We start from the raw sequence: 26,631 nt of genomic DNA, 5'->3' as shown, positions 1-26,631 counted from the left end.
ATGTCAATCATATGAATTGCACCTAGAATACCATCGCAATTATCTAATGACCACCAACCCATTGATCTCAGAATTAGCAATAGCATCCATAACCTTGGCAATTAACGGTTTCAGTGTTAAAAAGGTATTGTCAGGTGCATCCAATACGATCACATGGAGATCATACTGTGCAAAGTTCTGTTGATACACCAAGTTCTTATCAAAGGTCATCAAGGCTTCAAAGCCTTCAAACTTCATTAACCTCAGCAATTCGCCATTGGTTTTACCTCGCCAACCCATTTTTTGTACGGTCCAAACATCATTTGGAAGAAGTTCCGCTTTGATCCGCTTGGGCAAATTCTCATCAAGCAGCAGCTTCATACAACTTCGTGATCTTTTCGGCTGAGAATAAAGCGCCCACCAACTCCAATAAACTGGTTGCTTGTTCCTTTGAAACCGACGGAAAGTCGGATAGGAATTCATCCACCGTGATCCCTTTTTCCAAATGACTTATCAGCGAACCCACTGGGACACGCGTGCCTCTGAAAACCGGACAACCTCCAAGTATAGCTTGGTCAACTGTAATCAATTCTTTTGGGTCATGTATCATGGCACTTCCAAAGATACAACAGATCACACTCCGGAGCATCTGCGATGGCAACCTCAAGTTGCCTTGGATAACCCTGCTTCAAAACCACTACCCTACGGCTTCAACCCCTCCGCTCGCTGCTTCCGTTCCATCTGCATAGGGTTGGGTTCTTTCCACTGGCTCTCCTTGAACACATCGAACCGCGTTGGCACCATGCGCGGCGGCCAGCTGTTGTTGTTGAGGTCGCAGTCCGCTGTTTCCAGGAACGGGTCCATCACTACGGAAACGACTTCCTTTTTCTTGACGAATACCTTGGTCACTTCATCGCTGGTCTTCCAGATCTCGGCCGGAATGTGATCGATCTCTTTGGTGCCATCGGCGAATTCCCATTCCAGGATCAACGGCATTACCAAGCCACCGATATTCTTGAAACTGAGTTCGTAGAGGTGCAGGTCCGCATCGAGCAACGTGCGTTCTTTATCGCTCAACGAAGCCATCATCTTATCATACCTCGCTTTGTCGCGTGAAGTGGCTGTGAGTGGGTCGTAGCTGTTGTAGAAGTCGCGTGTTACCGAGTCGCGCTCCAGCATCACTTGTGCGAGTGCGGTCATGTTACGCTCTCTGGTAAGGTCCGGAGCTTCGGCGGCTTTGTCCTTGCGCTTCAGGCCTTCGGAGATCACAGGATCAACAGGATCCATGCGTTTGTATTTCAAGTTGGTAAGTGCGAGATCCACATGATCGGTGGTGTAGAACCAACCGCGCCAGAACCAATCGAGGTCCACGCCGCTGGCATCTTCCATGGTGCGGAAAAAATCAGCTGGTTTGGGGTGCTTGAATTTCCATCGGTTAGCGTAGGTCTTGAATGCATGATCGAACAACTCACGCCCCATAACGGTTTCGCGCAGAATGTTCAGCGCCGTACATGGCTTGCCATACGCGTTGTTACCGAACTGCGTGATGCTTTCACTGTTGGTCATGATCGGCTCGATGCGGGCTTTCACCTTATCCGGTGCAGCGTTGACATCGCCTTTCATATACCCCACGATGTTCCGTGGTTTCCCACGCCAGCTCGGATAATCCCGGTCCCACTCCTGCTCGGTGAGGTATTGCGTGAAGGTATTCAACCCCTCATCCATCCATGTCCATTGGCGCTCATCGCTATTGATGATCATGGGGAAGAAGTTGTGCCCTACTTCGTGAATGATCACCCCGATCATGCCATACTTCGTGCGCTCGCTGTAGGTACCATCTGCCTCCGGGCGACCACCATTGAAACAGATCATCGGATACTCCATGCCGATGCGATCGGTGTGTACGCTGATCGCAACCGGGTAGATGTAATCACACGTGTACTTGCTGTAGGTCTTGATGGTGTGTGCCACTACTTTGGTGCTGTACTGCTCCCACAACGGATTGCCCTCTTTCGGGTAAAAGCTCATGCATAGAACGTTGTTCTTGCCAACGGGTTGGTTCTGTCCATCCCAGATGAACTTGCGGCTACTCGCGAAGGCAACATCACGCACATTCTGCGCTTTGAAAACCCACGTTTTCTTGCCGCTCGCCTTGGACTTTTCGGCCTTCAACGCTTCATCAGGCGTAACGATCATGACCGGCATATCCGCCGTGCGCGCCTTTGCCAACCGTGATCGTTGTTCAGCTGTTAGCACGGCACTTTCATTCTGCAACAAACCGGTCGCGCCAACGATATGATCGCTGGGCACGGTAATGCTCACGGTATAATCTCCGAAGTCGAGTGTGAACTCACCGGAACCCAGGAACTGCTTGTGCATCCAACCCGAGTAATCCATGTAGGCGCACATACGCGGGTAGAACTGCGCAACGGTGTAGAGGTAATTGTCCTCCTCAGCGAAATACTCGTAACCGCTTCGGCCGCCAACTTTCATACGGTCGTTGATCGGGAACCACCAACCGATCTTGAAACTGAACACTGCACCGGGAGCCAACGCTTTCGGCAGGTCAATGCGCATCATGGTCTTGTTGATCGTGTGCGTCAACTTACTTCCGGAGGCATCTGTAACACTCGTGATGCGGAAACCACCATCGAAGGGCTGCACCCAATTCTCCATCTCCTTCAGTGAAACGCTATCACCGATCGTTCCGGTCTTGATCAAGTTCGCATCGCTACCGGGCTCGAAAATATTCCCGTCCAATTGCAACCAGAGGTAGTCCAGTTTATCCGGACTTTGGTTGTGGTAGGTGATGGTTTCGGTACCGGTCAGTTTCTGTGTTGCGTCATCGATCTCCACCTTGATATCGTAATCGGCCTTCATCTGCCAATACGCATGGCCGGGTGCACCGCTGGCCGTGCGCTGCTCATTCGGTGTGGGTAACTCCTGATCCAACTGGCGGAACTTATCGCGGCCATAACGGGGTGAATCCTGGGCTGTTGCAGCGAATGCGACCAACGCTGCAGTAACGGTAATGAAATAGCGGAACATGGCGGCGAAAATACGGAGAAGCATCGCATAGCAGACGAGTCCATTACTTCCTACGAACATGCCATGGGATCACGACGTTCGCTATATTTACCCTGCTTCATCTATGGAACCTGCAACCAATACCAAATTGAATGTGCGTTTGGAGCACTTATACCATCATGGTGCACGGTGTATTGCGTTGAGCTTTGAAAACGACCAGGTACTGATAGCATGTGCTAAAGCTGCTGGTGCAGTTTGGAGCAAAACCCATGAATGCTGGTATGTGCGGAATTCGGAAGCAGCACTAAATGCAATATTCATATCATTCAAAGGCACCGCTTGGGTTGATATGGATGGGTTGCGCAAACCGCAGAACCGTTCTAATACACCACATGCGCACGAACGCTCCCATCCAGCGGAATCCATCAGCAGAAGTGCTCCTACCCTGCCATCCAAACCTGAACCCGTACGAACCATAACCACTGCAGTAGACCTTCCAAAGGGCTACTTAGAAACACTTGAACGGCGGCGGTACAGTGAAAACACCGTGCGGCAGTACTGCTCGCATTTCACAAAGTTCCTTGACCATTTTGGTGGAAGGGATCCCGAAGCGATCACAGAGGAAGAGATCAATGCTTACTTGCTCTATTTGGTAAACGAAAGGAAGGTGAGCCAGAGCATGCAGAATGGTGTGATCAACGCGATCAAATTCCATTATGAAAAGGTACTTGGTCAGAAGCGGAAAGAGTATTGGTTGGAACGTCCTCGCAAGGAAAGGAAACTTCCACACGTAGCCAGCGAAGAAGAAGTACTTCGGTTGATAGGAGCAACAACCAACATTAAGCACAAGGCGATCATTGCATTGCTTTATTCTACAGGAATACGACGAAGTGAACTTTTGCATCTGCGCAAGAGCGACGTGAACCTCGATAGACTTCAGGTAATGGTAAAAGGCGGCAAGGGCAAAAAAGATCGCTACACCATTCTAAGTGCTCAGTTGGCCGTTGCGCTAAGTGCTTACTTAATAACATTCACACCCAACTACTGGATGTTCGAAGGACCTGAACGCAGCCAGTACAGCGCTAATAGTGTAGCTGAGATCATAAAGAAGGGTTGTAAAGTAGCTGGGATCACTACGCGGATAACACCTCATATTTTGCGGCATAGTTTTGCAACACACCTTATGGAACGAGGAACCGATATCCGCTACATACAGGAACTTTTAGGTCACAGTAATCTGGCCACCACGGAGATCTATACCCACGTGAGTCAGAAAAGCCTTGCAAAAATCATTAACCCACTTGATGCGATTTTAGGCCATAATCAACTAGGAACCAATCCATTACTAAAACCCAAGCCATAACCGTATATATCACATTGTGACATACACGATCGTTGGGCAATTTATTCACGACAATGAAGTACCTAGTTATCCTACTGACGACATTACTCATCGGGACAAGACCGGCCGACAATAAAATCAAGAAGGAGAAAAGAGTATAATTTAGAGACTCAAAAAATGGGACTACTCTTAAGAAATTGGTTAAGACGACAAAGTTTTCCCTTGACGGACAAGTCGTTTCTGAAATTGAAGCCTGTAAAGACTCCATTTGTTGTCACTATAATAAGCCTTTTAAACTCTATGACGTAAAAAGGGAATTCCGGTACAAAGACCAAAGGCTTATTTTAAGGGTATTCTGGTCATGTGACTCATTGCCTTGTTACAAAGACTTTCATGAATACAAGTTTGACAACAAAAAAAGGCTAATTGAAAAAAGGGAACTGACATATAATTTTGAAACAAAAGACAAAAAATATGAAAAGGGACAATGGCTGTCAGCTAAAATTGGCGACTCAACGTTAACTGAAAAAAATATCCATCAATACACCTACACCGAATTTGACAGCGTGAAGGAGGAGAAAATCATTGTTTGGAGCAAGCACTCGGACAGAGGAGAAAATTCGTGGACAGTTAATTACAAATACGACAAGAACAAGCGGCTAGTTGAAGAGATTCATCCAGGCATTGGACCTATGAAACTTAAGGCTACATGGGACTACGACAATAAAGGAAGGTTGATTAAAATGAATTCAAATTTAATGCATGGGGACAACGAGGTAATGGAGTGGTTTTATGACGACCGAGATAGAGTTTCATCAGTGAAGGATGGAGTCATGACTACAAACTATCAGTACGACAACAACGACAATCTAATACAAGCGAGCACGATTGGAAATAGGTACAAGGACACCGTGACAAAATATTATTATAATGAATTTAAAGACCTTATCAGAGAAGAGGTGTCCTACGCCAATGAACCACCTTATGTAAAGGTCTTCGAATATAGTTACCACCAAGAATAAACTGCGCCCAACAAAATGTTTCTGCAATGGCGGGGCTCGGTGTCCTCATTACTTTCGGTTTCTTTATTTAAATTGTGTCGTGGGACAGATCGCAACTGGTCGGCCTTAGCATTTCGCTTCGCTCCATTGCTAAGACCTCCTATGCCCGCCACTGCAGAAACACAAACGTTAGCAATTAACACTGCGTTAGGATCAGCTGAGCTTCTAAACACCTCGACCGCAACAGGTGTATGACCAAGCGAGTGTAGCACCCAGCCGCCTAACCGGTCGCACTCGAAAACAGGCATCCTCAAGGACGTTATATTTGGCTCCGATCTCCTAAGTTCCTAACTCAAGAACATGAACACAAACTACCTCGTACCAACCATTGCCGCTATTCTATTCAGTTGGAGCGGTTCAGCCCAAACGGTGGTTCCCAATGGTGGTTTTGAGAACTGGGAGAATGTTGGTGACGCTACGGAAGAACCTACGAATTGGAATTCCAATAAGACCGGTGGCGGTCTGGCACCGGTTGGGCCACAGACCTGTTTCAGGGAAACGACGGGGGCGCATACGGGTAACTACTGCCTTCGCTTGCAAAATGGTGCGGCCTTTGGCACACCCGTTAACGGATCTGCCACAACGGGGAAGATAGAGGCGCCTACATTCAGCCCAGCTGACGGATACATTCACACACTTACAGCCGTCCCGAATTTCAATTCAGCATTCACTGGTCGTCCGGATAGTTTAGTGGGTTGGTACAAGTTCGCTCAAGCAGGCGGTGATATAGGACAGGTACGTGCATTCCTGCATGATAGTTATGACTTTGAAGAACCGGATCAAGGCGGTTCTGTTACGCACAAGATCGCCGATGCCTTGTTCAACGTTCCGAATGAAAGTACGGGAGCTTGGACCCGGTTTTCTGTTCCGTTCAATTATGCTTCGGGCGCTATCGGAAGTGCAATTCCCACCCATATTCTGTTGATCTGCACGGCCAGTAATACGCAAGGAAGCGCCAATACAGCCACCACGTTCTGGGTGGATGATCTGGAAGCTGTCTATTGTACCGCCACAACTTCTTCCATTACCGAAACAGCGTGTACTAGCTATACATCACCAAGTGGTCATGTATGGACCACCTCGAATACCTACCAGGACACCATAGCAAATGCGGCTAGTTGCGATTCCATCATCACGATCGACCTGACCATTAACACCGTGGATGTTTCCATAACGCAAGCCGGTGCTACGCTGACCGCGAACGAAGTTGGCGCAACCTATCAGTGGTTGAATTGCCCGGCGCTTACGCCGATCACTGGAGCCACAAGTCAGGTTTACAACGCTACTGCAAGCGGAGACTACGCTGTGATCGTCACCACCAATGGATGTACGGATACGTCGGCCTGTGTTACAGTAGTTGTAACGGGGATCATCGAGAACGACTTTGGCAGCGGGTTGTTGTTCTACCCGAATCCAACGGACGGTGATCTCTCCATTGATCTGGGAGATGTCTTTGGTGACGTTGCCATCACGATGACGGATGTGGTAGGCAAAGTTGTTCGCTCGAGAACGTACACTGAAAGTCAGCGGTTGTATCTACACTTGGATGAACCTGCTGGAGTCTATTTGTTACGGATAGATGCAGGCGACAAGCAAGCGGTAGTAAGATTTGTGAAGGAGTAGGGAGAGGATAACGAGTTGCTAATAAAAGCATCAAGCAACCGGGCTTGATGGTTCACGACCGTTCATGACCACGGGTAGATGCGATCTCCGACGAATATGGTATCGACATGAATCATCCAGCTCGCTTAGCTCTCCTGATCGCTCTTTTTGTATCGTGTTCAACGCGCTCAACGTTCAAGAAGATCGTGGAGACCGGAACCACTGATCCCGCTATTACCAAATTCTCTACGTTGGATGGAGAATTACCATCATTCGATCTCTATGGAATAAATATCAAGAAGGATCCGAGCATTCCTGTTATCCTACTTGTCGGTGGTTCAAAATGTATTCCTCTATTCATGTATCATGAAAAAAAGCAAAGGATCGTTTCAAGCATGATGTTCTATCAGACGCTGATCGACTCCACGTACAACGCGAACGTGATCGGGGTAGAGAAGAGGAACATCAGATCATTCGGGACCTTTACCCCAGCGATATTGGAAAAGGAGTGTTCGGATACGTATGGCCTAATTGAGAAAGGCGATAAAGTTGATGATCTGATCAGTGTGATCGGTTCACTTAGTTCACTAGATCGGGTCGGGGATATTTATCTAATGGGGCATTCGGACGGTGCGGATATCGTGTCCGGAGCTGCACATCGATTAGGCGATAAAAAGCTGAACGATCATCACGTAAAAGCTGTGGCGTTTCTTTCAAGCGGTGGCCCCACGCGAACGTTTGAAAGGATACTGGGCGTAAAAGATTCCGCTGAACTTGTACAGAAGGAATTTGACAAGCTCCTTTGGCTTACGAGCCATAAGAATTCAGGAGACTCCATTGTTGATGGCGACCCGGTGAAGTATCAGACCAGTTTTACGATAGACACAACGCCTTTGGATGAACTGCGGGACCTGAACATCCCGGTATTCATTGCGCACGGGATGAACGATGCAAAGGTCAATATTCTCAGTGATGATCTGCTTGCAGCGGAATTGCTCAGGAACGAAACTAGAAAAGTGAAATATCTACGATTGAAAGGCCTTGATCATTCCTATACTGATGAAAACGGAGAGCCTCATCAAGACCTTGTACTCATCTCCTTCATGAACTGGATCAAAGCAGGATATCCGAGGGAAGTTGAAACCAAATGAACTGCGTTGGTTGGTAGTTGGAAGTGCGTCGCTATGATGTATTAGCAAACGTGTCTTATGAGCGGAACGAAATATTCCGCCCTATTTCAGTTTAATTTCTTGATGCCATTCCAGTTCTTGGGGATCGCTTGTTGCCAGGCGCCAAAGCTTCAGACCAAACTTTATACGAACATCGATAGACCGCTGCGGCGGTTTGCTGAGCCGTGAATAATTAGTCCCAATACTAGCGGTCCGCACCCTACACGCCTGCCCTATTCAGCCACATTTTATAGAGTATCCTGACGATCGTCACCTATTTCGGACATTTTCATCCTTTATTTTGCAACCTAATGATTCGATGTCACTAGGTGAATATCGATCCGATAAACAAAAAACATCCCCGATCATGAAGATCACACTTGACCGTACCATTGGTTCCATTGTAGCAGAAGACTACCGTGCAGCCGCCGTTCTTACATCAAAAGGCATTGACTTCTGCTGCAAAGGCGGACGCAGTGTAGCTGAGGTTTGCGAAAAAAAAGGCCTGGACCCGGCGCTATTGGAAAAGGAGATCCAAGAACTTCTTTCACGCGATACGAAGGAGGGCTCGGATTTCAAGACATGGGCCCTAGCTGACCTCGCGGACCATATTGAAAAAGTACATCACGGCTATATCGAACTACGCGTACCTGTGATCCAGCAATATCTGAACAAGCTCTGTAAAGTGCATGGTGATCGCCACCCGGAACTGTTCGACATTGCGCGTGAATTCAACGAATGCGCTGGTGCCATGGCACAGCATATGAAAAAGGAGGAACTCATGCTGTTCCCGTTCATCAAACAATTGGAGAAAGCGCAACGTAAAGGAACCGTAGCTCCCGAACCTCATTTCGGCACGGTGAACAACCCAGTGCATATGATGATGGAGGATCACGACGCCGAAGGAGAACGCTTCCGCCGGATCGAAGAATTGAGCGGTGGATACATGAATCCGCCGGATGGTTGTGCAACTTATAGCACGGCCATGATGATGCTAAAGGACTTCCAATCCGATCTACATTTGCATATCCACCTGGAGAACAACATCCTCTTCCCCCGCGCAGTGGAACTAGAGACCGTATTGACGACCGCCTAATATGATAAGATCCCTTTTCGGTGTAGCTGGTCTTATTCCTGCTATTGCCTTTGGCCAAGCCATGCTACCAATGGCTATTCCACCTGCACTGGAAACGGACACCTTTCATTTGGATGTGGGCGAACATCAACATCAATTCTATGCTGGTGTAACCACCACCACGTTCGGTGTGAACGGACCCTATTTGGGGCCAACACTGATCATGCACCAAGGTGATTCATCGTGGTTCCGTGTAACCAACAATTTACCCCAGGTAACCAACATGCACTGGCATGGAATGCATGTGCCTGGGGTTGTTGATGGCGGGCCACCGCGAGAGATACTTACCGGAGAATTCTGGGACCTGAAATACAAGGTGGTGAATCCGGCGGGTACCTATTGGTATCATCCACATCCGCACATGATCACCGGAACACAGGCCACCATGGGCATCGCCGGTATGATCATCGTGCAAGATGCCGAGGAAGCCGCACTAAACCTACCCCGCACCTATGGCGTGGATGATTTCCCGGTTGTGGTGCAGGATCGTAGATTCCTTGCGAACGGAAATTTCTCCATAGGCCCATATGGCGATTCGGTACTTGTGAACGGCACACCCCATGCCTACTCGGCATGTCCTGCGCAGGTAGTGCGTTTACGCTTCCTGAACGGATCCAACGCGCGTGTATATCACCTTGGTTTCGAGGATGGGCGTACTTTCCAAGCTTATCGCTGGCGACGGCGGTTTGTTGAATGCACCGGTAGAACTGGATCGTATTTCAATGAGCAACGGTGAACGCTGGGAGATCCTCTTGGACCTAAGCGGAATGGAAGGCGATAGCCTTATGCTGAAGAGTTTCGGTAGCGAACTACCATCAACCGTTCCGGGTGGAATGAACATCCTTTGGGAGAGCAGTGCGTTGAATGGTATCGACTTCGATGTACTACGCATTCGAGTTACGGCACCTACTGCAAACCCTATAACAGCTATACCTGCGAGCCTTGGCAACGCAATTCCGATCCCTGAGTCTCAGGCATCGCAAACGCGGATCAAGAACCTTATGGGCAACGGCATGGTAGGTATGGGCATGTTCACGATCAATGGCCAAATGTTCAACGTGGATGTGGTGAACGACACCGTAACGTTGGGTGCCACTGAGATCTGGACCTTCCAGAATTTCTCCAACATGGCGCACCCCATGCATGTACATGGCACGTCGTTCTTCGTGCTGGATGTTGATGGACAACCACCCACTCCGGAACAAACAGGTGCGAAGGATGTTGTACTTGTCGATGTTGGACAAAGCGTTCGCACCATCATGCAATTCAACCACACTACGGAAGGCTGGCCCTACATGTACCATTGCCATAATTTGATGCACGAGGACAACATGATGATGCAACAGTTCATCGTGGTGGACCCAACATTAAGTGTTGATGCATTGCAAGATGGCCTGTCGATCCTTGCATTCCCGAACCCGGTAACTAATACGTTGAACTTCCGGTCATCATTTCCTGTGAGAACTGTAGAGCTCCGAGATAACCTCGGGCGTATCGTACACACTGGCTTCGGGAATTATGGGCAGAACGGATCCATTGATCTCGGCGGGCTTCCAGAAGGGATCTACTCCCTGACGCTTCGCAACGAAGAACAGGTAGCGCGCACGATGGTAGTGCATGAGTGATCGATCGTGATACACATCACGATCCATGTTGATCGTTACTCGGAACTTTGCATGATCACTCAACGCTTTACTTTATCATGAAATACGCCATAACCCGCACGATAGACAACACCGACATGGCCTCCCTGAAGGAGCGCACCATAGAAGCCTTGAAGAGCGAAGGGTTCGGCGTGCTCACTGAGATCGATCTACAAGCCACGTTGAAAGCAAAATTGAACAAGGACCATCTACCGCATCTGATCCTCGGTGCTTGCAATCCGGGCTACGCCGATCGTGATCACCTTGGAACCGTTGATCAGCACCATGTTGCCGTGTAACGTCACCATCCGCCAATTACCGAACGGTAAGCACGAAATTGCCGCGATCGATCCGGCAGCTGCCATGGGTGCCGTGGACAACCCAGCAGTAAAGCCAGTTGCTACCGAAGTACGGGATGCTCTGCAGCGTGTGATAGAGAAGGTGTAGATGATCACTGGATCGATCAGTTATTCATCGCTCCCTGTTCGATCCAATCGTAGATAAGTTGTAGCTCCTCTGCACTCAATGTGGTTCCATTGGGAGGCATGTTCAATCCGTATGTAGGTGAGCCGGAGACCTTGTGCCACATTACCGATGCTGCGGGATCTCCCGGAACAACACGGATCGCTGGCGCGTGATTAACGCTGGGCACATTCACCAGATTATTGTAAGCCTCTGTGACACCCAGATCCAGTTCGGCCATGGTGGGGTGGCAGTTCCAACAGTGCTCAGTGAATATGGGAAGCACTTCCGTATTGAAGTAGGCGGTATCGATAGGCTCGCCGACAACAGGCGGTGGTCCCGGAACAAAGACAGGCCCTTCGTCCTTGGCACAGCCAACGGTGAATACCAATGCTGCTAACACTAGCCAATGCAATGCGTTCCGCAATTTCATGAGCGCGGTTTCTTAGGTTTTACGTAGAGGGTACGCGCTATGTTGAAGCCGAGCAGAACATAGCCTTCGTCATATGGCGTTACTGGTGTAGTGAATAGGTCCTGTTCAAGGATCTGAGGGCTACTGGCCACTATGATCTGGAATACGTGTCCAAGTGTAGCAACCTCATACGCCAAGGCCACAGGGTTCAACTGATCCACCTGCTGTCCCACCAATACTGGAGTGTATTCGAACAGAATGGAACCCTTGGTGGTGACCTTGATGCGACCACTTATTGGAAAGGCCATGGTGAGGTTGCTCTGGCCCTCGGGCACCAAGTTCCGGTATACCGCAGCAACGGCCAGTTGAGCGGAAAAGACATTGCTGAAACGCCGCGCAACGATCAGTTCCGTGTTGTACGAGAAGCGATGCTTCGTTCTATAGACGAACGGAGTAACCCGGTCTCCAAAGAATCTATTGTCGCCAACAGCCGGAAATTTATCGGTCATAGCGGCCACATTGAAATAACCTGTAAGTGAAATGGGCATGCCTTTATCCACCGTTTGGCGAAGTATCCTGGTCTTGGCCGATAGATCGTAGGTCTTGCCATACTTGCCACGACCGATCTCCAACTGCAACCGGTCTGTGAGCGCGTACTGGAATCCGAATCGGATATTGGCAGGCAGATCGAGACCAAGGAATGAAGTGACCCATTGCTCATCCGGTGGCACTGCCCCGAAACGGTGTTGGATCATGAAACCGAATGAACGTTTGCGCGGTACGACCTCCACGGTCTGCGCATTGATCACTTGTGTCCACGAGAACGTATTCGTGACCAATTCTCTTGCTTCTTGCGCGAATAACGAAGCGCCAATTGCTGCAAACAGCAGACACAGAAGTGCGCGTTGCAATGCGATGAATGTTCGTTTCATTCAACAGGATGTTTGAGTGTGCGCAGGTAATGGACCACGGCCCAGCGCTGTTCCCGAGAGATCACTTGTTCATACGAGGCCATCTCACCACGACCGTGCGTGATCTTCCAATAGATGGCGCCGTTGGTCTGTGCTTGCACAGATGGCGAGCCAAGATCAGCCGGATGTACTTTGAGTGCTTCCGCGTTCGGACCATCGCCTTTACCGATCATACCATGGCATGTCCAGCACAATGAGGTAAAGATCTTTTGCCCTTTCTGCGCCGCTTTCGGATCGTGGGCCAAGGGATCTACCAACGCATCGGCCTCGGGCGGCGCTTTCCACGGGTCGCCTTCCGCTGTCCGTAGCTGAAATGCCAGGATCGGGAACAACAGGAGTAGTAGTGTCAACTTGAGGGTCATGATCCAGATCCGGTTTTTGTTCGTTGCTCCACCAGAAGGTCCAGAGCCTGTTTGGCACGTGCGTGTGTTGGGTCCAAGCGAAGGGCTTGGACCAGGCTTTCCTGTGCGGCCAATGGATCACCGGTGCGCGCTTGGGCCACACCCAACGTATAGCGTACCTGTGCATCGGACGGATGCAATTCCACCAATCGCTGGTATTGCTCCCTTGCTTCGATCCAGCTTCCATCGCGCAGCATGAGACTACCAAGATTATTGCGCACCAGAACTTCATCGGCACCACGTAGCAAGGCTTGTTGAAGCAGCTCAATGGCCTTCTTATCACCACCGGAACGCGCCAACATTCCGGACCATGCCAAGAGCGGTCGCGGGTCGTTCGGGAGACGTGCGGCTGCTTCCTCGTACAACTGTTCCGCTTTCGCTTGATCTCCTTTTCCGGCATGATCATCGGCTACGGCCAACGCGGCCAGTCCGAGCAATTCCTCATCCCTGCTGTGCGGTCGAACTACGCCTAGATCGAGCGTTCGTTCCCACTGTACAAGTGCGGTCTTCCGATCACCCGCTGCGTTCGCTAATTCACCCAAGCGATAGCGTGCCTCCACATGTGCAGGATCATCTGCGATGATGCCGTTCAACAGTTCAACGGACCGCGTATGATCACCCGCAATGAGGTACAAGTTAGCAAGTTCCTTCCGCCGATCGATGGGTGCGATGAGCCCGATCGCTAAAGCGCTTTCGTAATGAGCGATCCCTTCCTGCACATGTTCAGGTGCAGCATTCGCCCCATTAATGGCCGCTAGTTCCGTGAACACGGCTTTGCCTTTCCACGTGCCACTGCACGATGCCGCTGTGAAGTATCAAAATGAACAAGACCACCATCGAAACGCTGAAGACCATTCCGCCTGTGCGAACATGCCCAATATCCTTCAGCATGATCCCGCGTAACTGCATGCTCTTGGAGCGAACGAAGCGCCAACTCAAGACCGACAAATAGGCCGTGCAGACCGCGAGGCCCACAGCAAGCAGGAAGGGCACCGCATCATACAGACCACGGAAGATGAAGACCGAGAAAACGAAGAGCACCAACATGAGAAGATCCTCCTTCAATGAGAAGCTGTAGCGTCCGGAGTAACTTCCCATCGGGTGGCCCTTTCGAAAAAGCGGCGGTTTACGGAATCCGTATTGTACCGCTTCCTCAGGGCATGCTGCGATGCAATCGAGATCCTTCAAACAGCGTGGGTTTGTGACCATGCCGTACATGGCGAGTTCTTTATGAACGAGGATATCCGATGAACAAGCCTTGGTGCATAGACCGCACTGGTTGCAATCCTTAGCGAGTACAATGCGGCCTGGCGCGAGTTGATCAGCTATACTGAACAGTGCACCGTACGGGCAAGCTTGGAAACAGAAACCGCGGCTACCAAGCAAGTACACGATAGCAAATCCGCAGATGAAGAAAGTGAAGATCGCAACACCAGGCGGAGGCAGATTACGCCAGAAATTATCCGTGCTGAATGAGGACCATCGCGAACTTCCGGCCTGTACCACTTCGAGCTGTGGACCTTCAATGCCATGGAACAGACCGAGGATCTGCGGCCATATGAAGAGGTAGAACATGACGACCATCGGGATCCACATCAGCGTACGTGAACGGATCGGCTGCCGACGAATGCGCAACTTATCCATGAGCCAACCGCAACTGTCCTGTAGCGCGAGGATATGACATCCCCACGAACAGAAGAAGCGACCGAAGATCAAGGTGGCCACCATCACCAGCGCCATCAGAATGAAACCGGCGGTGACAATACCTTGGTGAATGGTGTACATCACCTCGTTGAACTCAAGTGGCGCGAGCGTGCGCCCCCTGATCTTCCAGTGGACAAAGTGGGCGATGAAAAGAACATGCACACCGATCAGCGTGGCAATGCGCCACTTCTCGAACGATCTGTACTTCTTCACCTCCATCACTCATCAAACATAAATACCGTTCACTGAACCACCAACCTACGCGCGAATCGTCGCCCTTCAAGATCGATGTTCAACGTGTACAGACCTTTGGCAAGCCCTTCAAGCTCCATCGCATGTCTCCAATTACCATTGGTGGCCATCGCATTCTCAGTGTATACCTGTTTACCTAGCGCATCGAACAAGGTGAGTTGCACGCGTGTATCCGCTAAGAGATAAAGAGATACCGTGAATTGCCCTTGATTCGGGTTCGGGTAGACCTCGATCCCACGAAGGGACAAGTTCTCAGTGACCCCTGTGCAGATCTCCACATCCACCACGACCGGAGTTGGGTCGCTTTCGCAAGACCCACCGCCGACCTCTACTTCCCAATCATAAGTAGTAGTAATAATTCAGACCCGAAGTTGAGGTCGTAATGGTGGCGACACTTCCAATTTGGTATGGATAGGAAACATCACCGAAGTTCCTCCATAGACCGGTAGTTCCAGTAACCATCAGGCGATAGTTGAGTCCCGGAATAATATCGAAATCAAGCGACACTCTGGATGGACCTGCTGGAACGAAGACCGAACGCGTAGCACGCATCACACCGGTCGCATCCACCAATTCAATGGTCCGTATGGCTGCGCTATCCGCATAGACCTGGACCGAACGCAGTTTGAAAGCCGCAAGTGCATCGAATAAGAGGTACTGATCTCCTGCATGATATACGCCGCCACCGGAATCATTCGGCTTTCCACCATAAAGTATAGTACCCTCCTCCGTGCTGCGGTCCGTTACGTAATACGTGGCATCCGTGTACAGTTGTGGCGTAAAGAATTGGGCATTGGTACCTACCACATTACCAACCGCATCGTACCACACTGGGTCAGCCGCACTCACGCTCACTTCGGCGCTGGCTCCCTCACATATAGTGGTACCAAAAGCAATCGGAGCATCTGGTCGCGTTAGTTCTGTCACGGTAAAGGGTGCCGATGTAGCAGAGCCGCAATAGCTTGTCACCTGTACAGTGTAGGTTCCCGGGCCGGCCATGATGGAACTGGTGGTTTCGCCGGTGGACCAGAGATAGGACGAACCAGCATTCGCATTCAAGCGCACCGGCTGATCGGGACAACGGAAAGCCTGTTCATCCGAAGTGATACGCGCTATTGCCGGATCACTTGTACCCTGCTGCGTCAATGTGATCGGTACTGCGGTCCAGTTGTTCCCTTCGTTCTCTTCGCGGACCACATCGAGTGGATCCACCTCATAGACGATCCAGTAATCACCGTTGCAGGTATTGGAAGGAATGTCGATCCACATACCATCCAAGTACTCGCTATAAATATCGGTATAGCCTGATGAAATGCCTTGTTTGACCATACCACAACCGTAGTTCCCGCCACCCAATCCATAGTTCGGGAAAGCCGGCGCGGTCATGTTATTCCCCGCATTGTAGACGGTGTTGTCATCCTTGCAATGGTTTGTTACGGCTCCATCGGAGCAGCTGTTGTAATCCATCAGGCAGAATCCCAATTTGTAGCCTTCGTTGATGATCGGCCATTGGCGTGGATCACTGACGCCTTGTTCCTGCATGCGCAAACTGTAGATGCCCCATTGATCGAAGTGCGTGTGACCATGCGTTGGATGGTAGGTCATACCCTGCGGCATTACCCGCTCAGAAGAGGTCATGGTCGATCCGTTCTTATGAAAGATGCGTTGGGTGGTGAGTTGCTTGGCCATGCCACCGTTGGGGCAGATGAATTGTTGCTGTGCATTTGGATCGTAAACGGTGAACGTATCGACACCGCAAGTGAAGCGACGATAGCCATTCAGATCCACACCACGTACTTCCAGCGGACCATGCCCGATGTTCGGTGTGGAGCCGGTCAAATAGACCCTTCCATTTTCTTCATTGGGGCCATTCAAGTAATTCAGTATGCCGTACCAGGAAAGAGTCATGTCCGGCAAAAGGTCGCAGTCGGATGTACCGTCAGGGCACTGACAGGACGTTGCATTGCTCGTAGTACACTGTGCAACCACCGATCGCATTGGTAACACCAGCATAATTAGCAAGAAAGGGATCGTAAAGCGTGTCTTCATAAGTTGATCAGTTGATGTGTGGATCGATATGTCAGGCCATCCATCGATGGTGCCTAGGTCCCAAATGTAAAGGATCAGCGCTTCTCTTATATGATACATATCATCTTTTTGTTACATTTGATCGTGAATATTTGCAGAACCCACTGACGCCTTATGACACACCCAACCGTTCCATACTTGACCTTCACACGATCTTTGATCGGCGGAACACTCCTCCTATCAACCCTATTAATAGCCTGCAAAAAGGACGAAACGGTCGACCCTGCACCTGCCCCGGCTACTCCGACCGCTTCCGTAACGTTGCGGATCGAGCCACACATCGACGGTATCGATCTTCGCTTTGATACAATGATGTATATCACACCTAATAGCTTAGCTTACAGTGTGACACATGCGGAGTATTACATCAGCAGGATCGTTCTATATGGTGCCAACTCCACTCCGAATGACACCCTACCGGGACCATTCCATGTATCGGATGCATTGCCTACAGAATTCGCTTTAGGAGCAATGTCCGCAGGCACATACTCCGGAGCTGAACTCTTACTTGGTCTTACACCTGATCTGAATGTAACCGGAGGACTTCCGAATACCTTGGACAACATCAACATGGCTTGGCCGGACCCAATGGGTGGTGGATACCATTTCATCAAATTCGAAGGCCATTTTATCGATGGTGCAACACCCGTCGGGTTCGCTATGCACATCGGGAACAACGCGAATTTGCCGGTTTCCAGCACGACCCAGCCCTTTGATCTGGATGGTGGTTACGGTACCATGTCCTTGCGCTTCAACTTGAATGAACTGTTCCGTACCCCGCATGATTACGACCTTCTGAACGGCAACTACTCCATGGGAAGCATGATGCTGATGACCCAGCTCAAGGAGAACGCAGCGGATGCATTCACCCTTGAATACATACCCTGATGCGCAGCAAGATCCTGTTGTGCATACTCCTATCCATCGCGGTTTTTGCTTGCAAGCGTGATTCGATCGAGGAGCTTGGGTCAGGGATCAGGACTACTCCATTCGATCTACATGCACCGCACTACTTCCCGCTATTGGAAGTACCTGCGGATAACCCGCTCACCGTCGAGGGTATCCAACTGGGAAGGTACTTGTACTACGACACATTACTCTCAACGAACGGTCCATTTGCGGGTCGGTCATGCTCAAGTTGTCATTTCCAATCCAACTCCTTCAGCGTTCCGACCCCCGGCGTTGCTGTATTGCCGCACGTGAACCTGGCATGGAGCCGCAACTTTCTTTGGACCGGAAAAGTGAGCGGCACCTTGGAGGACGTCATGCGTTTCGAAGTGGAGGAATTCTTTGAAGTGGATGTGAACGTGCTACAGTCCAGCCCCGACTATCGAGCGCGTTTTCTTGCCGCTTATGGCCAAGAGATCATTACCCAGGAATTGGTGGCGAAGGCATTGGCCCAATGGTTCCGGCGCATGGTTTCAAGCAACAGTAAGTTCGATAGATACTTGTCGTACACGGAAACACTTACTTCGGAAGAGCTGAACGGCATGTCGATCTTTCTCTCCGAGACCGGTGATTGCTTCCACTGTCATGGTATCCCATTGATGTCGGACAATAACTTCCACAATATCGGTCTGGAAGATGAATTCATTGATGCGGACCAAGGTCGGTTCCTCATAACCGGCGACCCCGCTGACCTAGGAGCATTCAAGGCACCCACCCTTCGGAACATCGCGCTAACAGGACCGTACATGCACGACGGACGCTTCGCGACCTTGGAGGAAGTAGTGGAGCACTACAACTCCGGTGTTCACCCATCACCAAGTCTGGACCCCCTAATGACGAAACCGGGACAATTGACCGTGCTTCAATTGACCAATGTGCAAAAAGCCGATCTGGTCAGTTTCTTACACACGCTAACGGATGACGACTTCGTGAGCGATACCGATCTGGCCAGTCCGTTCCATTGAATGCAAGAGGGGCACTCTGTCCATGGCCAACCTGATATCTTCGCGGACCCTATAACGACTTTGATGAGTCCTGCCACCACCAACCATTCCTTTCGTCTTAACGAGCTGATCGAACAGTACTGTACGCCGGAGTGGCGGGAGTTGATGCGCTCCCGTAATACTCGGCAGACCTTCCGCAAAGGAGAAGCGATCTTCAAACAGGGCGAGGTGGCTGACAAGATGTTCATGATCGAGCACGGTCGGGTAAAGGTGGTGGCGAGCTACGTAAAAGGCCGGGACCGCATCGTGCGCTTGGCAGGCGATGGTGAAGTACTAGGACACCGCGGGATCGGCTCGAACCTGATCTACGCAGCGAACGTGATCGCGCTCTCGGAGACCGAGGTCAATATCATCCCGATGTCCTTGTTCATCAGTGTGCTCAAAGCCAACAATCTGTTCTGCTACCACTTCCTGCTCTTCTTCGTTGATGAATTGCGGTTGTTGGATCAACAAGCGCGCGATATCCTGAATATGACCGTGACCCAGCGTGTAGTAAAAGCGCTGCGGATGAACATGGATGCATTCGGTTTCGATGTCACCGATAAAAAGCGACTGGCGTTGACCATTTCGCGGAAACAGATCGCACAGGTAGCGGATACCACGTACGAATCGGTGATCCGCTCTTTGGCGGAATTGCAAGATTCGGGAATGATCGAACTCGTGGGCAAACAGGTGCGGATCTTGAAGAAGAAGGAGCTTTTGGCGCTGCTCGCCGGGTGAGTTAGAGCAAGAGCGGTAATGCTCACCAAGCACCCCACTCCGCCCAACTCGTAGCGGTTTCTTGTAAGCGGACCCGGTGCAATCGCGCTGCTACCGGTGTCACCTTCTGCAATCGCTCCACGATATCCAACAGCACGTTCTCACACGTGGGTTGCCATGGTGTGAAACGTACACGTGCAAATAATTCGTGGCCTTCGGCAACGGAATTTCGATCCTTATCATGCAACACCAACGCATGGTCGTAATGCGCGATCACTGCGGTATGAACCAACTTCTTCAACTCTGCGAAATCCATGACCATGCCGTCCTTCGGATAGCCGGGAACGTTGCTAGGCGTGCCGATCAGTGTTACATCCAACACGTAGGAATGACCGTGTATCTGTGCACACATTCCATCGTGGCAACGCAGCGCATGGGCCATTTCGAAGGTGAAGCGCTTGGTTACGCGCACATGTTGTCCCGAACTACTGATAATCATTAGAGCGGTTCGAAATGCGCGGTGAAGTGCCGTAGAAAATGCGGTTCCTTCGTGATCTTCACTCCGCGCACATTCTCACGACGCTTCATGATCTCGGCGAATGTTTCGATGACGTATTCGATATGGCTTTGCGTATAGACACGGCGCGGTATGGCCAAGCGCACCAGCTCCATAGGTGCAGGGTTCAATGTTCCGTCGGCGTTGTAGGTGCCGAACATTACCGAGCCGATCTCAACAGTACGGATTCCCGCCAACTCGTAAAGTTCGCATACTAATGCTTGGCCTGGATATTCATGTGGCGGAATATGTGGGTACAACTTCTTGGCATCCACATACACAGCGTGGCCACCGATCGGCAGCATTAACGGCACGCCGAGTTCGTCCATTTTCGTTCCGAGGAACAACGTGCTCTTGATGCGATAATCCAAGTAGTGCGGATCGAAGATCTCCTGTAGGCCGATCGCCAACGCTTCCATATCACGACCTGAGAGACCGCCGTATGTCGCGAACCCTTCGGTGATGATCAATAGATTGACGCATGCTTCCGCGAGGGCTTCATCTTTCAATGCAAGAAATCCGCCCATGTTCACTAGGGCATCCTTCTTCGCGCTCATCACCGCACCATCCGCCAGTGCGAACATGCGTTGTGCGATCTCGCGATAGCTTGAATGTTCCATGCCATCCTCGCGATGCTTGATGAACCAACTATTCTCCGCGATCCGGCAACAATCCAATAGGAACAATACGCCGTGCCGCTTGCAGATCGAAGCAACTCCTTCCGCATTGGCCATGCTCACCGGTTGTCCGCCGCCGCTGTTGTTGGTCACGGTGAGTATCACAGCGCCCATATGACCTTTGTGCTCTTTCAGTAACTGGTCCAACGCGGCTACATCCATGTTGCCTTTGAACGGATGTTGTAGTGAGGTGTCCTTGCCTTCTTTGATCGGGATATCGATCGCTGTTGCACCACTGAATTCGATGTTCGCACGGGTCGTATCAAAGTGTGTATTGCTGATGAACACCTTGCCCGCACCGCCCAAGTGCCCGTAAATGATGCGCTCCGCAGCACGGCCTTGGTGCGTGGGCAGGATGTAGCGCATGTTTGTGAGATCACGCACTTCACGTTCCATGCGCTCCCAACTACGCGAACCCGCATAGGCTTCATCACCTTCCATCATACCGGCCCATTGCTTGGCGCTCATGGCGCTGGTACCGCTGTCGGTCATGAAGTCGATGATCACATTATCCGAGCGCAATAAGAAGGGATTGTAGTGCGCATCCTTCAAGTATTGCTTGCGCTCCATTTCAGTGCTTACGCTGATCGGCTCAACGCTCTTGATCTTGAAGGGTTCAATTACGGTTTTGTGTTGCATAGGGGGTCTTGATCAGAAAATCAGACGATCAGCACCGGATGATCACTTCGCGCTCTCCGGGTAACTGATCAGAAAATGGAATTCAAAGTTGGTCGATATGCCCTGAAAAGTATTTGCTCAAAGTGATTCGAAGCGCGCTTGGAAGAAACGCAAATACTTCGGTTCGTAGGTCATACGCAGGCCCTTGATGGTAGCACGGCGCTCGTACACGCGCTGCACGCTCTCAGCGATCACATCCATATGCGCTTGCGTGTATACGCGACGTGGAATTGTTAGACGAACGAGCTCGAGTTCGGGGTAGCAGTGGTCACCGGTTTCCTTGTCGCGACCTGCACTAACGATACCGCGTTCCATGGTGCGAACACCGGCATCGAGGTACAATTCCGCAGCGAGTGTTTGAGCCGGGAAAGCGAGTTGCGGCACATGTGGTAAGAACGCTTTCGCATCCAAGAAAACACCGTGCGTACCGATCGGCTTTACCATGGGAATGCCTGCTGCTTGCAACTTTTTCCCGAGGTAGAACACCTGTCCAACGCGTGCGCGGATATGGTCCTCATCCACTGATTCGGAAATGCCGATCGCCATGGCTTCCATATCGCGACCTGCCAATCCACCGTACGTATGCAACCCTTCGAAGATAACCACTTGGTTGCGTGCTTCTTCGTAAACATCCCACTCGTTGGTTGCTAAAAATCCGCCGATGTTCACTAGCGCATCCTTCTTCGCGCTCATGGTAGCGCCATCGGTGAGCGAGCACAATTCCAACACGATCTCCGCAGTCGATCGATGCCCTTGCCCTTCCTCCAACAGCTTGATCATGTATGCGTTCTCCGCAACTCGTGTCATATCGTGGATGATACGGATCTTGTATTTGTTGGTGAGCTCTCGCAACGCTTTCATATTCGCGAGTGAGATCGGCTGGCCGCCTGCCATGTTAACCGTAGTGGCAATACTGACATACGGGATCTTCTCCGCACCGTGTTCATCGATCAAGGCTTGCAGTTTCTTCAGATCAACATTCCCTTTGAACGGGAAGGTGCTGTTGGCATCATGCGCTTCGTCCACGATGATGTCGGCGAAGGTGCCGCCGGCCATTTCCTGATGGAGCTTGGTAGTAGTGAAGTACATGTTGCCCGGCAGGATATCGCCCGGCTTGATCAAGATGCGCGAGATCAAATTCTCCGCGCCTCGGCCTTGGTGCGTTGGGATAATATGTTTGTAACCGTAGTAGCGCTGAATGGCCGCTTCAAGGTTGTAGAAGTTGCGACTGCCTGCGTAGGCTTCATCACCCAGCATCATGCCCGCCCACTGGCGATCGCTCATGGCGCTGGTTCCGCTATCGGTGAGAAGGTCGATGTACACGTGTTCGCTCTTCAGTAGAAAGGTATTGAATCCTGCTTCCTTCAAGGCCACCTCGCGTTGTTCGCGAGTGGTCATAAAGAGCGGTTCCACCATTTTTATCTTATAGGGCTCGGCCCAGGAAGTGTGTTGTTCAGTCATTGGATGAATTGGTTCATAGCGCCGGGAGTCATTAACGTGATCACCAAGGCACATTTTGTTGCACGGCGCTCTTTTCCCGATCCGGGGCCAAGATCGTATCTCATGAGGAGTTAATACCTGCTCACCGTCATGTTCCTCACAGAAATCCTCACTCTGCTTCGGCCGGATCGATCGGCAAAGCCTAGAAGCAAGGACTCAGAAACACTCAGTGGTTAATTCCTTTCTTGCCGGGGAAGTAGCTCCCTGAAGTTCGGATGGCTTTCCGGCTCCAATTCCAGATCACCACTTGATACCCGCGCCAGATATAATCGATCGGTGCTACGAGGAAGTGGATGAAACGGGTGAAGGGAATGATCGCCACGATGAAGAAGGCTGAGAAGATGTGCATTTTCACCGTCCATGGCAAGGCACTGACCGCAGCCACATCAGGATTGAAGGCAAAGAGGCTACGCAGGAAGGGAGTGATCGACGAAGCGAACCAGGAAGAACCCCAGTTATTAGCAACGGCGACGATCAGTCCGCTCAAGATCTGGACTAGAAGGACCACATATACCAGCATGTCCATGCGGTTGGTCACCATCATGACCTTACGGCTACCGAGGCGGCGACGGATCAAGAGCACTAGTCCTAGTAAGGTGGCAAGTCCGAATGCGAAGGCGCTCATTTCCAAGATCAACAACCGCACAGGTTCACCGTTCCATGCAAGGACGCTCGCAGGAAAGAGGAAAGCGATCAGGTGGCCGAAGAAGAGCCACATCAATCCGTAGTGGAATGGCTGGCTGCCCCAAAAAAGTTTTTTGCGCTCCAGGAATTCCGAGGAGAGCGAGGAGACCTGGAACCCCCGATTCATATACCGGTAGATCGATCCGATCAGGAATACGACCAACGCGATGTACGGGAAGGCGACAAGTGTCAGCGTGTTGATGACCGCACCACCGGCATCCCAACCGAGCTTCAATCCGTAGGACACGGCGACCGCCACCCCGAACATGATGAGGAATACCATAGCATAATTCGGCTTGCTGGTGCGCGGTGCGATCCCGAGTTCCTGGATCGCACGCTGTGCCTTGAAGATGGTCGTGATCACATAGTACAGGACCAGAGCTCCAACAATAAGTACGATCGGCAGGAGCTTGCCGTCTAATACGGAAGTGAGCGTCAACATGGTCAGGTCGTTTTTAAGGTCTTAGGATGTGGGGTACTGCAGGTGCCGCAAGTGGCGACACCGTGAATGAATGCTTGTGAGGCTGGGAGTTCGTCCACGTGGTTCTCTACTTCGATATGTTCACTCTGAAGGAGGATGAGTAAAGCATCCAGTGCGTTGCGGTACACGTTACCGTCCATACGTCCTTGCAGGACGATGGCGTTGTGTTTGCGCAAGAGCATTTTCTCCCGCAGCGCCATGCGAGCCGTCTCGAATTCCTTGAGCATGATGCGGAGCGCGGGCATCACGATGCGAACGCAGAGCTCGTCGCGAACGGCGTGGTCCTTCATCAAGGGCAACAGGGTCAGCACGTTGACCAGGTTGTCCGGCAGTTCGCCTTCGCAATCGTTTTTTGCTTCGGTCTGCTCGCGCTTCATGTTCACGAGGAACTCGCCGCGTTTGTAATCCTCCCCAAAGATCACATACCCGAGATCGGGGAAGCAGATGGCCTGCACGTGGAAGGTCCGTGTAAAGATCTCCTCCTGGTCATATAGCGAGGTCTCGTCCACCCAGGCCGCGAACCGCTCGATATCCGGCACAGCATCCGGACAGGTGGCCTTCAACATTTCACGGCATGCCCGCACAGCACCGGGCAACCCAGAAGTGGGATACCGGAAAAGGTCGGCCATCAGGGTGTAGCGTTCGGCTTGCATGGTCACAGGCCGCGTGCGGGCTTCATTTTGAATCCGAATCCGGTCTCGCCTTTCACATCTGCGGTGGCCTCGATCATTTCAATGCTCTCTTCGCGGTGTGCGGGCGGGATCACGAAACGCTCGTTGAAGGTGGCCAGTGAGGTCAGCCGGAAGATCGCATCCGCTTGGGCCGGATCGGTATGGCCGATCTGCATTGCCTCCTCGACCTCCTCTTTGGGGAGGTCGCCTACGGTGGCATCACGGCGATGGATCTTCACAGCAAGCAATTTGCGCAATACGTTCCGCACCTTCTCCTCATCACCTGCGGTGAACAGGCTGGCGAGGTATTTCATGGGCAGGCGTGAGGTTTCCACCCCACCCCATAAGGACTTAGTGGTGGAATCATATACGCCATCGCTATCCACACTTGCCATGGCCGGAAGCATCGGCGGCACGTAGAATAAATTCGGTAACGTGCGATACTCAGGGTGTAAAGGCAATGCGATACCCCACTCCTTCACGAACTTATACACCGGTGACTGTTGTGCCGAGCGGATCGTGGAATCCGCGATACCATTGGCTTTTGCTGCGGCGATCACTAGTGGGTCGTTCGGGTCCAGGTAGATCGCCATCTGGCGGTCCACAAGTTCGTTCTCCGGACATGAGGCCACGGCTTCGATCTGGTCCGCATCATATAGCATCACACCCAAGTATCGGATGCGTCCTACACAGGAATGCATGCAGGCGGGTGCCTGTCCCGATTCAAGGCGTGGATAGCAGAGGATGCACTTCTCGGATTTCCCGGTGTTCCAATTGTAGTAGCTCTTCTTGTAAGGGCAGGCTGTAACGCACATACGCCATGCACGGCACCGTTCCTGATTGATCAAAACGATGCCATCTTCGCCGCGCTTGTACAGGGCACCCGATGGGCAGGAACCCACACAGGCCGGGTTAAGACAATGGTTGCAGATGCGTGGCAGATAGAACATCATCATCCGTTCCAACTGGAACATGCTCTCCTGCTCCACCGGAGAAAGGTCCTTGAAGTTCACATCCTTGCGAGCGTAGTCCTGCGACCCGCCAAGGTCATCGTCCCAGTTCGGACCGGACTTTACGTCGATGTGCTCGCCAGTCACCAAGGACACGGGGCGCGCCGTAGGCTGGTCATCCCCCTCCGGTGCGGTGAACAGGTCGGAATACTTGTAGGTCCATGGCTCGTAGTAATCCTCCAGCACGGGCATGTTCGGGTTGTGGAAGATGTTCTTCAGCCCCTTCCACTTCCCTGCCCCGCGCAGTGATACGGAGTTGCCGTCCTTCACCCAGCCGCCCTTGTAGACGTCCTGATCCTCCCATTTAGTGGGGTAACCGGTGCCGGGCTTGGTCTCCACGTTGTTCCACCACATGTATTCCGCACCTCGACGATCGGTCCAGATGTTCTTGCAGGCGATCGAACAGGTATGGCACCCGATACACTTATCGAGGTGGAACACCATTGTGATCTGTGATCTAACGTTCATGGTCTTG

General features: G+C 51.3%; 26 protein-coding genes and 1 pseudogene. 11 read left to right on the top strand and 16 right to left on the bottom strand.

All coding sequences use genetic code 11. From position 1 onward, the window contains the following. Positions 1-39: 39 nt before the first annotated feature. The 3 genes from IPF95_10360 to IPF95_10350 all read right to left on the bottom strand — a co-directional run bounded on the left by IPF95_10360 (position 40) and on the right by IPF95_10350 (position 3,027). Entirely contained in the window at positions 40-360 is a 321-nt protein-coding gene (locus IPF95_10360) for a DUF5615 family PIN-like protein (GenBank protein MBK6475095.1), read from the bottom strand. Further along, a complete protein-coding gene (locus tag IPF95_10355; protein ID MBK6475094.1) occupies positions 344-589 on the bottom strand; it encodes a DUF433 domain-containing protein in 246 nt (81 codons plus the stop codon). The genes IPF95_10360 and IPF95_10355 overlap by 17 nt, the downstream gene beginning before the upstream one ends. 92 nt (positions 590-681) lie before the next feature. Beyond that, positions 682-3,027: a M1 family metallopeptidase gene (locus IPF95_10350; protein ID MBK6475093.1), complete on the bottom strand. Its 2,346-nt coding sequence runs from the start codon at positions 3,025-3,027 to the stop codon at positions 682-684. Between the two features lie 328 nt (positions 3,028-3,355). On the opposite strand from IPF95_10350, the gene IPF95_10345 reads away from it, so the two are divergent. The 8 genes and pseudogenes from IPF95_10345 (at position 3,356) to IPF95_10310 (ending at position 11,405) form a co-directional block, all read left to right on the top strand. Then, positions 3,356-4,369, top strand: a complete 1,014-nt coding sequence (locus IPF95_10345) for a site-specific integrase (GenBank protein MBK6475092.1) — start codon at positions 3,356-3,358, stop codon at positions 4,367-4,369. Positions 4,370-4,545: 176 nt separating this feature from the next. After that, complete coding sequence (locus IPF95_10340) at positions 4,546-5,370, top strand: hypothetical protein (GenBank protein ID MBK6475091.1); 825 nt, start codon at positions 4,546-4,548, stop codon at positions 5,368-5,370. 339 nt (positions 5,371-5,709) lie between these two features. Beyond that, the gene (locus IPF95_10335; protein MBK6475090.1) at positions 5,710-7,032 is read left to right on the top strand and encodes a T9SS type A sorting domain-containing protein; all 1,323 of its coding nucleotides are present in this window, start codon (positions 5,710-5,712) and stop codon (positions 7,030-7,032) included. A 107-nt stretch (positions 7,033-7,139) separates the two neighbouring features. Further along, entirely contained in the window at positions 7,140-8,162 is a 1,023-nt protein-coding gene (locus IPF95_10330; protein ID MBK6475089.1) for a hypothetical protein, read from the top strand. A gap of 385 nt (positions 8,163-8,547) precedes the next feature. After that, the gene (ric, locus tag IPF95_10325; protein MBK6475088.1) at positions 8,548-9,276 is read left to right on the top strand and encodes an iron-sulfur cluster repair di-iron protein; all 729 of its coding nucleotides are present in this window, start codon (positions 8,548-8,550) and stop codon (positions 9,274-9,276) included. Between the two features lies 1 nt (position 9,277). Then, positions 9,278-10,051: a multicopper oxidase domain-containing protein gene (locus IPF95_10320; protein MBK6475087.1), complete on the top strand. Its 774-nt coding sequence runs from the start codon at positions 9,278-9,280 to the stop codon at positions 10,049-10,051. Further along, the gene (locus tag IPF95_10315) at positions 9,963-10,940 is read left to right on the top strand and encodes a multicopper oxidase domain-containing protein (protein MBK6475086.1); all 978 of its coding nucleotides are present in this window, start codon (positions 9,963-9,965) and stop codon (positions 10,938-10,940) included. Before IPF95_10320 ends, IPF95_10315 begins: the two co-directional genes overlap by 89 nt. 77 nt (positions 10,941-11,017) lie before the next feature. Beyond that, positions 11,018-11,405 (top strand): annotated as a pseudogene (locus IPF95_10310) (DUF302 domain-containing protein). A 16-nt stretch (positions 11,406-11,421) separates the two neighbouring features. On the opposite strand, the gene IPF95_10305 reads toward IPF95_10310, so the two are convergent. From IPF95_10305 to IPF95_10275, 7 genes are read right to left on the bottom strand one after another with little or no spacing between them, the layout of a single operon-like run. Next, positions 11,422-11,853 (bottom strand): hypothetical protein, encoded by a 432-nt coding sequence (locus IPF95_10305; protein MBK6475085.1) that lies wholly within the window; start codon positions 11,851-11,853, stop codon positions 11,422-11,424. Beyond that, complete coding sequence (locus tag IPF95_10300; GenBank protein ID MBK6475084.1) at positions 11,850-12,764, bottom strand: hypothetical protein; 915 nt, start codon at positions 12,762-12,764, stop codon at positions 11,850-11,852. The genes IPF95_10305 and IPF95_10300 overlap by 4 nt, the downstream gene beginning before the upstream one ends. Continuing rightward, a complete protein-coding gene (locus IPF95_10295) occupies positions 12,761-13,165 on the bottom strand; it encodes a cytochrome c (protein ID MBK6475083.1) in 405 nt (134 codons plus the stop codon). Before IPF95_10295 ends, IPF95_10300 begins: the two co-directional genes overlap by 4 nt. Then, positions 13,162-13,974 carry a tetratricopeptide repeat protein gene (locus IPF95_10290; protein MBK6475082.1) on the bottom strand — a complete coding sequence of 271 codons (813 nt, stop codon included), beginning with the start codon at positions 13,972-13,974 and terminating at the stop codon, positions 13,162-13,164. Before IPF95_10290 ends, IPF95_10295 begins: the two co-directional genes overlap by 4 nt. Continuing rightward, positions 13,949-15,127: a 4Fe-4S binding protein gene (locus IPF95_10285; GenBank protein MBK6475081.1), complete on the bottom strand. Its 1,179-nt coding sequence runs from the start codon at positions 15,125-15,127 to the stop codon at positions 13,949-13,951. The genes IPF95_10290 and IPF95_10285 overlap by 26 nt, the downstream gene beginning before the upstream one ends. A 23-nt stretch (positions 15,128-15,150) precedes the next feature. Further along, positions 15,151-15,444: a T9SS type A sorting domain-containing protein gene (locus IPF95_10280; protein MBK6475080.1), complete on the bottom strand. Its 294-nt coding sequence runs from the start codon at positions 15,442-15,444 to the stop codon at positions 15,151-15,153. Between the two features lie 55 nt (positions 15,445-15,499). Next, a complete protein-coding gene (locus tag IPF95_10275) occupies positions 15,500-17,209 on the bottom strand; it encodes a hypothetical protein (GenBank protein ID MBK6475079.1) in 1,710 nt (569 codons plus the stop codon). 153 nt (positions 17,210-17,362) lie between these two features. Here IPF95_10275 and IPF95_10270 point away from each other — a divergent pair, with 153 nt between their 5' ends. From IPF95_10270 to IPF95_10260, 3 genes are all read left to right on the top strand, one after another. Then, the gene (locus IPF95_10270; protein ID MBK6475078.1) at positions 17,363-18,136 is read left to right on the top strand and encodes a hypothetical protein; all 774 of its coding nucleotides are present in this window, start codon (positions 17,363-17,365) and stop codon (positions 18,134-18,136) included. Beyond that, positions 18,136-19,161 (top strand): cytochrome-c peroxidase, encoded by a 1,026-nt coding sequence (locus tag IPF95_10265; protein ID MBK6475077.1) that lies wholly within the window; start codon positions 18,136-18,138, stop codon positions 19,159-19,161. Before IPF95_10270 ends, IPF95_10265 begins: the two co-directional genes overlap by 1 nt. A gap of 63 nt (positions 19,162-19,224) precedes the next feature. After that, positions 19,225-19,920: a Crp/Fnr family transcriptional regulator gene (locus IPF95_10260; GenBank protein ID MBK6475076.1), complete on the top strand. Its 696-nt coding sequence runs from the start codon at positions 19,225-19,227 to the stop codon at positions 19,918-19,920. 22 nt (positions 19,921-19,942) lie between these two features. On the opposite strand, the gene IPF95_10255 is transcribed toward IPF95_10260, so the two are convergent. The 6 genes from IPF95_10255 to narH all read right to left on the bottom strand — a co-directional run bounded on the left by IPF95_10255 (position 19,943) and on the right by narH (position 26,624). Beyond that, complete coding sequence (locus tag IPF95_10255) at positions 19,943-20,398, bottom strand: 6-carboxytetrahydropterin synthase (GenBank protein ID MBK6475075.1); 456 nt, start codon at positions 20,396-20,398, stop codon at positions 19,943-19,945. Then, a complete protein-coding gene (locus tag IPF95_10250) occupies positions 20,398-21,771 on the bottom strand; it encodes a tryptophanase (GenBank protein ID MBK6475074.1) in 1,374 nt (457 codons plus the stop codon). Before IPF95_10250 ends, IPF95_10255 begins: the two co-directional genes overlap by 1 nt. A 117-nt stretch (positions 21,772-21,888) precedes the next feature. After that, positions 21,889-23,325, bottom strand: coding sequence for a tyrosine phenol-lyase (locus tag IPF95_10245; protein MBK6475073.1), 1,437 nt, complete (start codon positions 23,323-23,325; stop codon positions 21,889-21,891). Between the two features lie 151 nt (positions 23,326-23,476). Further along, complete coding sequence (gene narI / locus IPF95_10240; GenBank protein MBK6475072.1) at positions 23,477-24,436, bottom strand: respiratory nitrate reductase subunit gamma; 960 nt, start codon at positions 24,434-24,436, stop codon at positions 23,477-23,479. Positions 24,437-24,438: 2 nt separating this feature from the next. Continuing rightward, entirely contained in the window at positions 24,439-25,128 is a 690-nt protein-coding gene (locus tag IPF95_10235) for a hypothetical protein (GenBank protein MBK6475071.1), read from the bottom strand. Between the two features lie 2 nt (positions 25,129-25,130). After that, a complete protein-coding gene (gene narH, locus IPF95_10230; GenBank protein ID MBK6475070.1) occupies positions 25,131-26,624 on the bottom strand; it encodes a nitrate reductase subunit beta in 1,494 nt (497 codons plus the stop codon). Positions 26,625-26,631: the final 7 nt, after the last annotated feature.

Source organism: Flavobacteriales bacterium, assembly GCA_016704485.1.
Classification (GTDB): domain Bacteria; phylum Bacteroidota; class Bacteroidia; order Flavobacteriales_F; family PHOS-HE28; genus PHOS-HE28.
The sequence above is the reverse complement of the archived record's forward strand: the minus strand, read 5'-3'. Positions and strand labels throughout refer to the sequence as shown.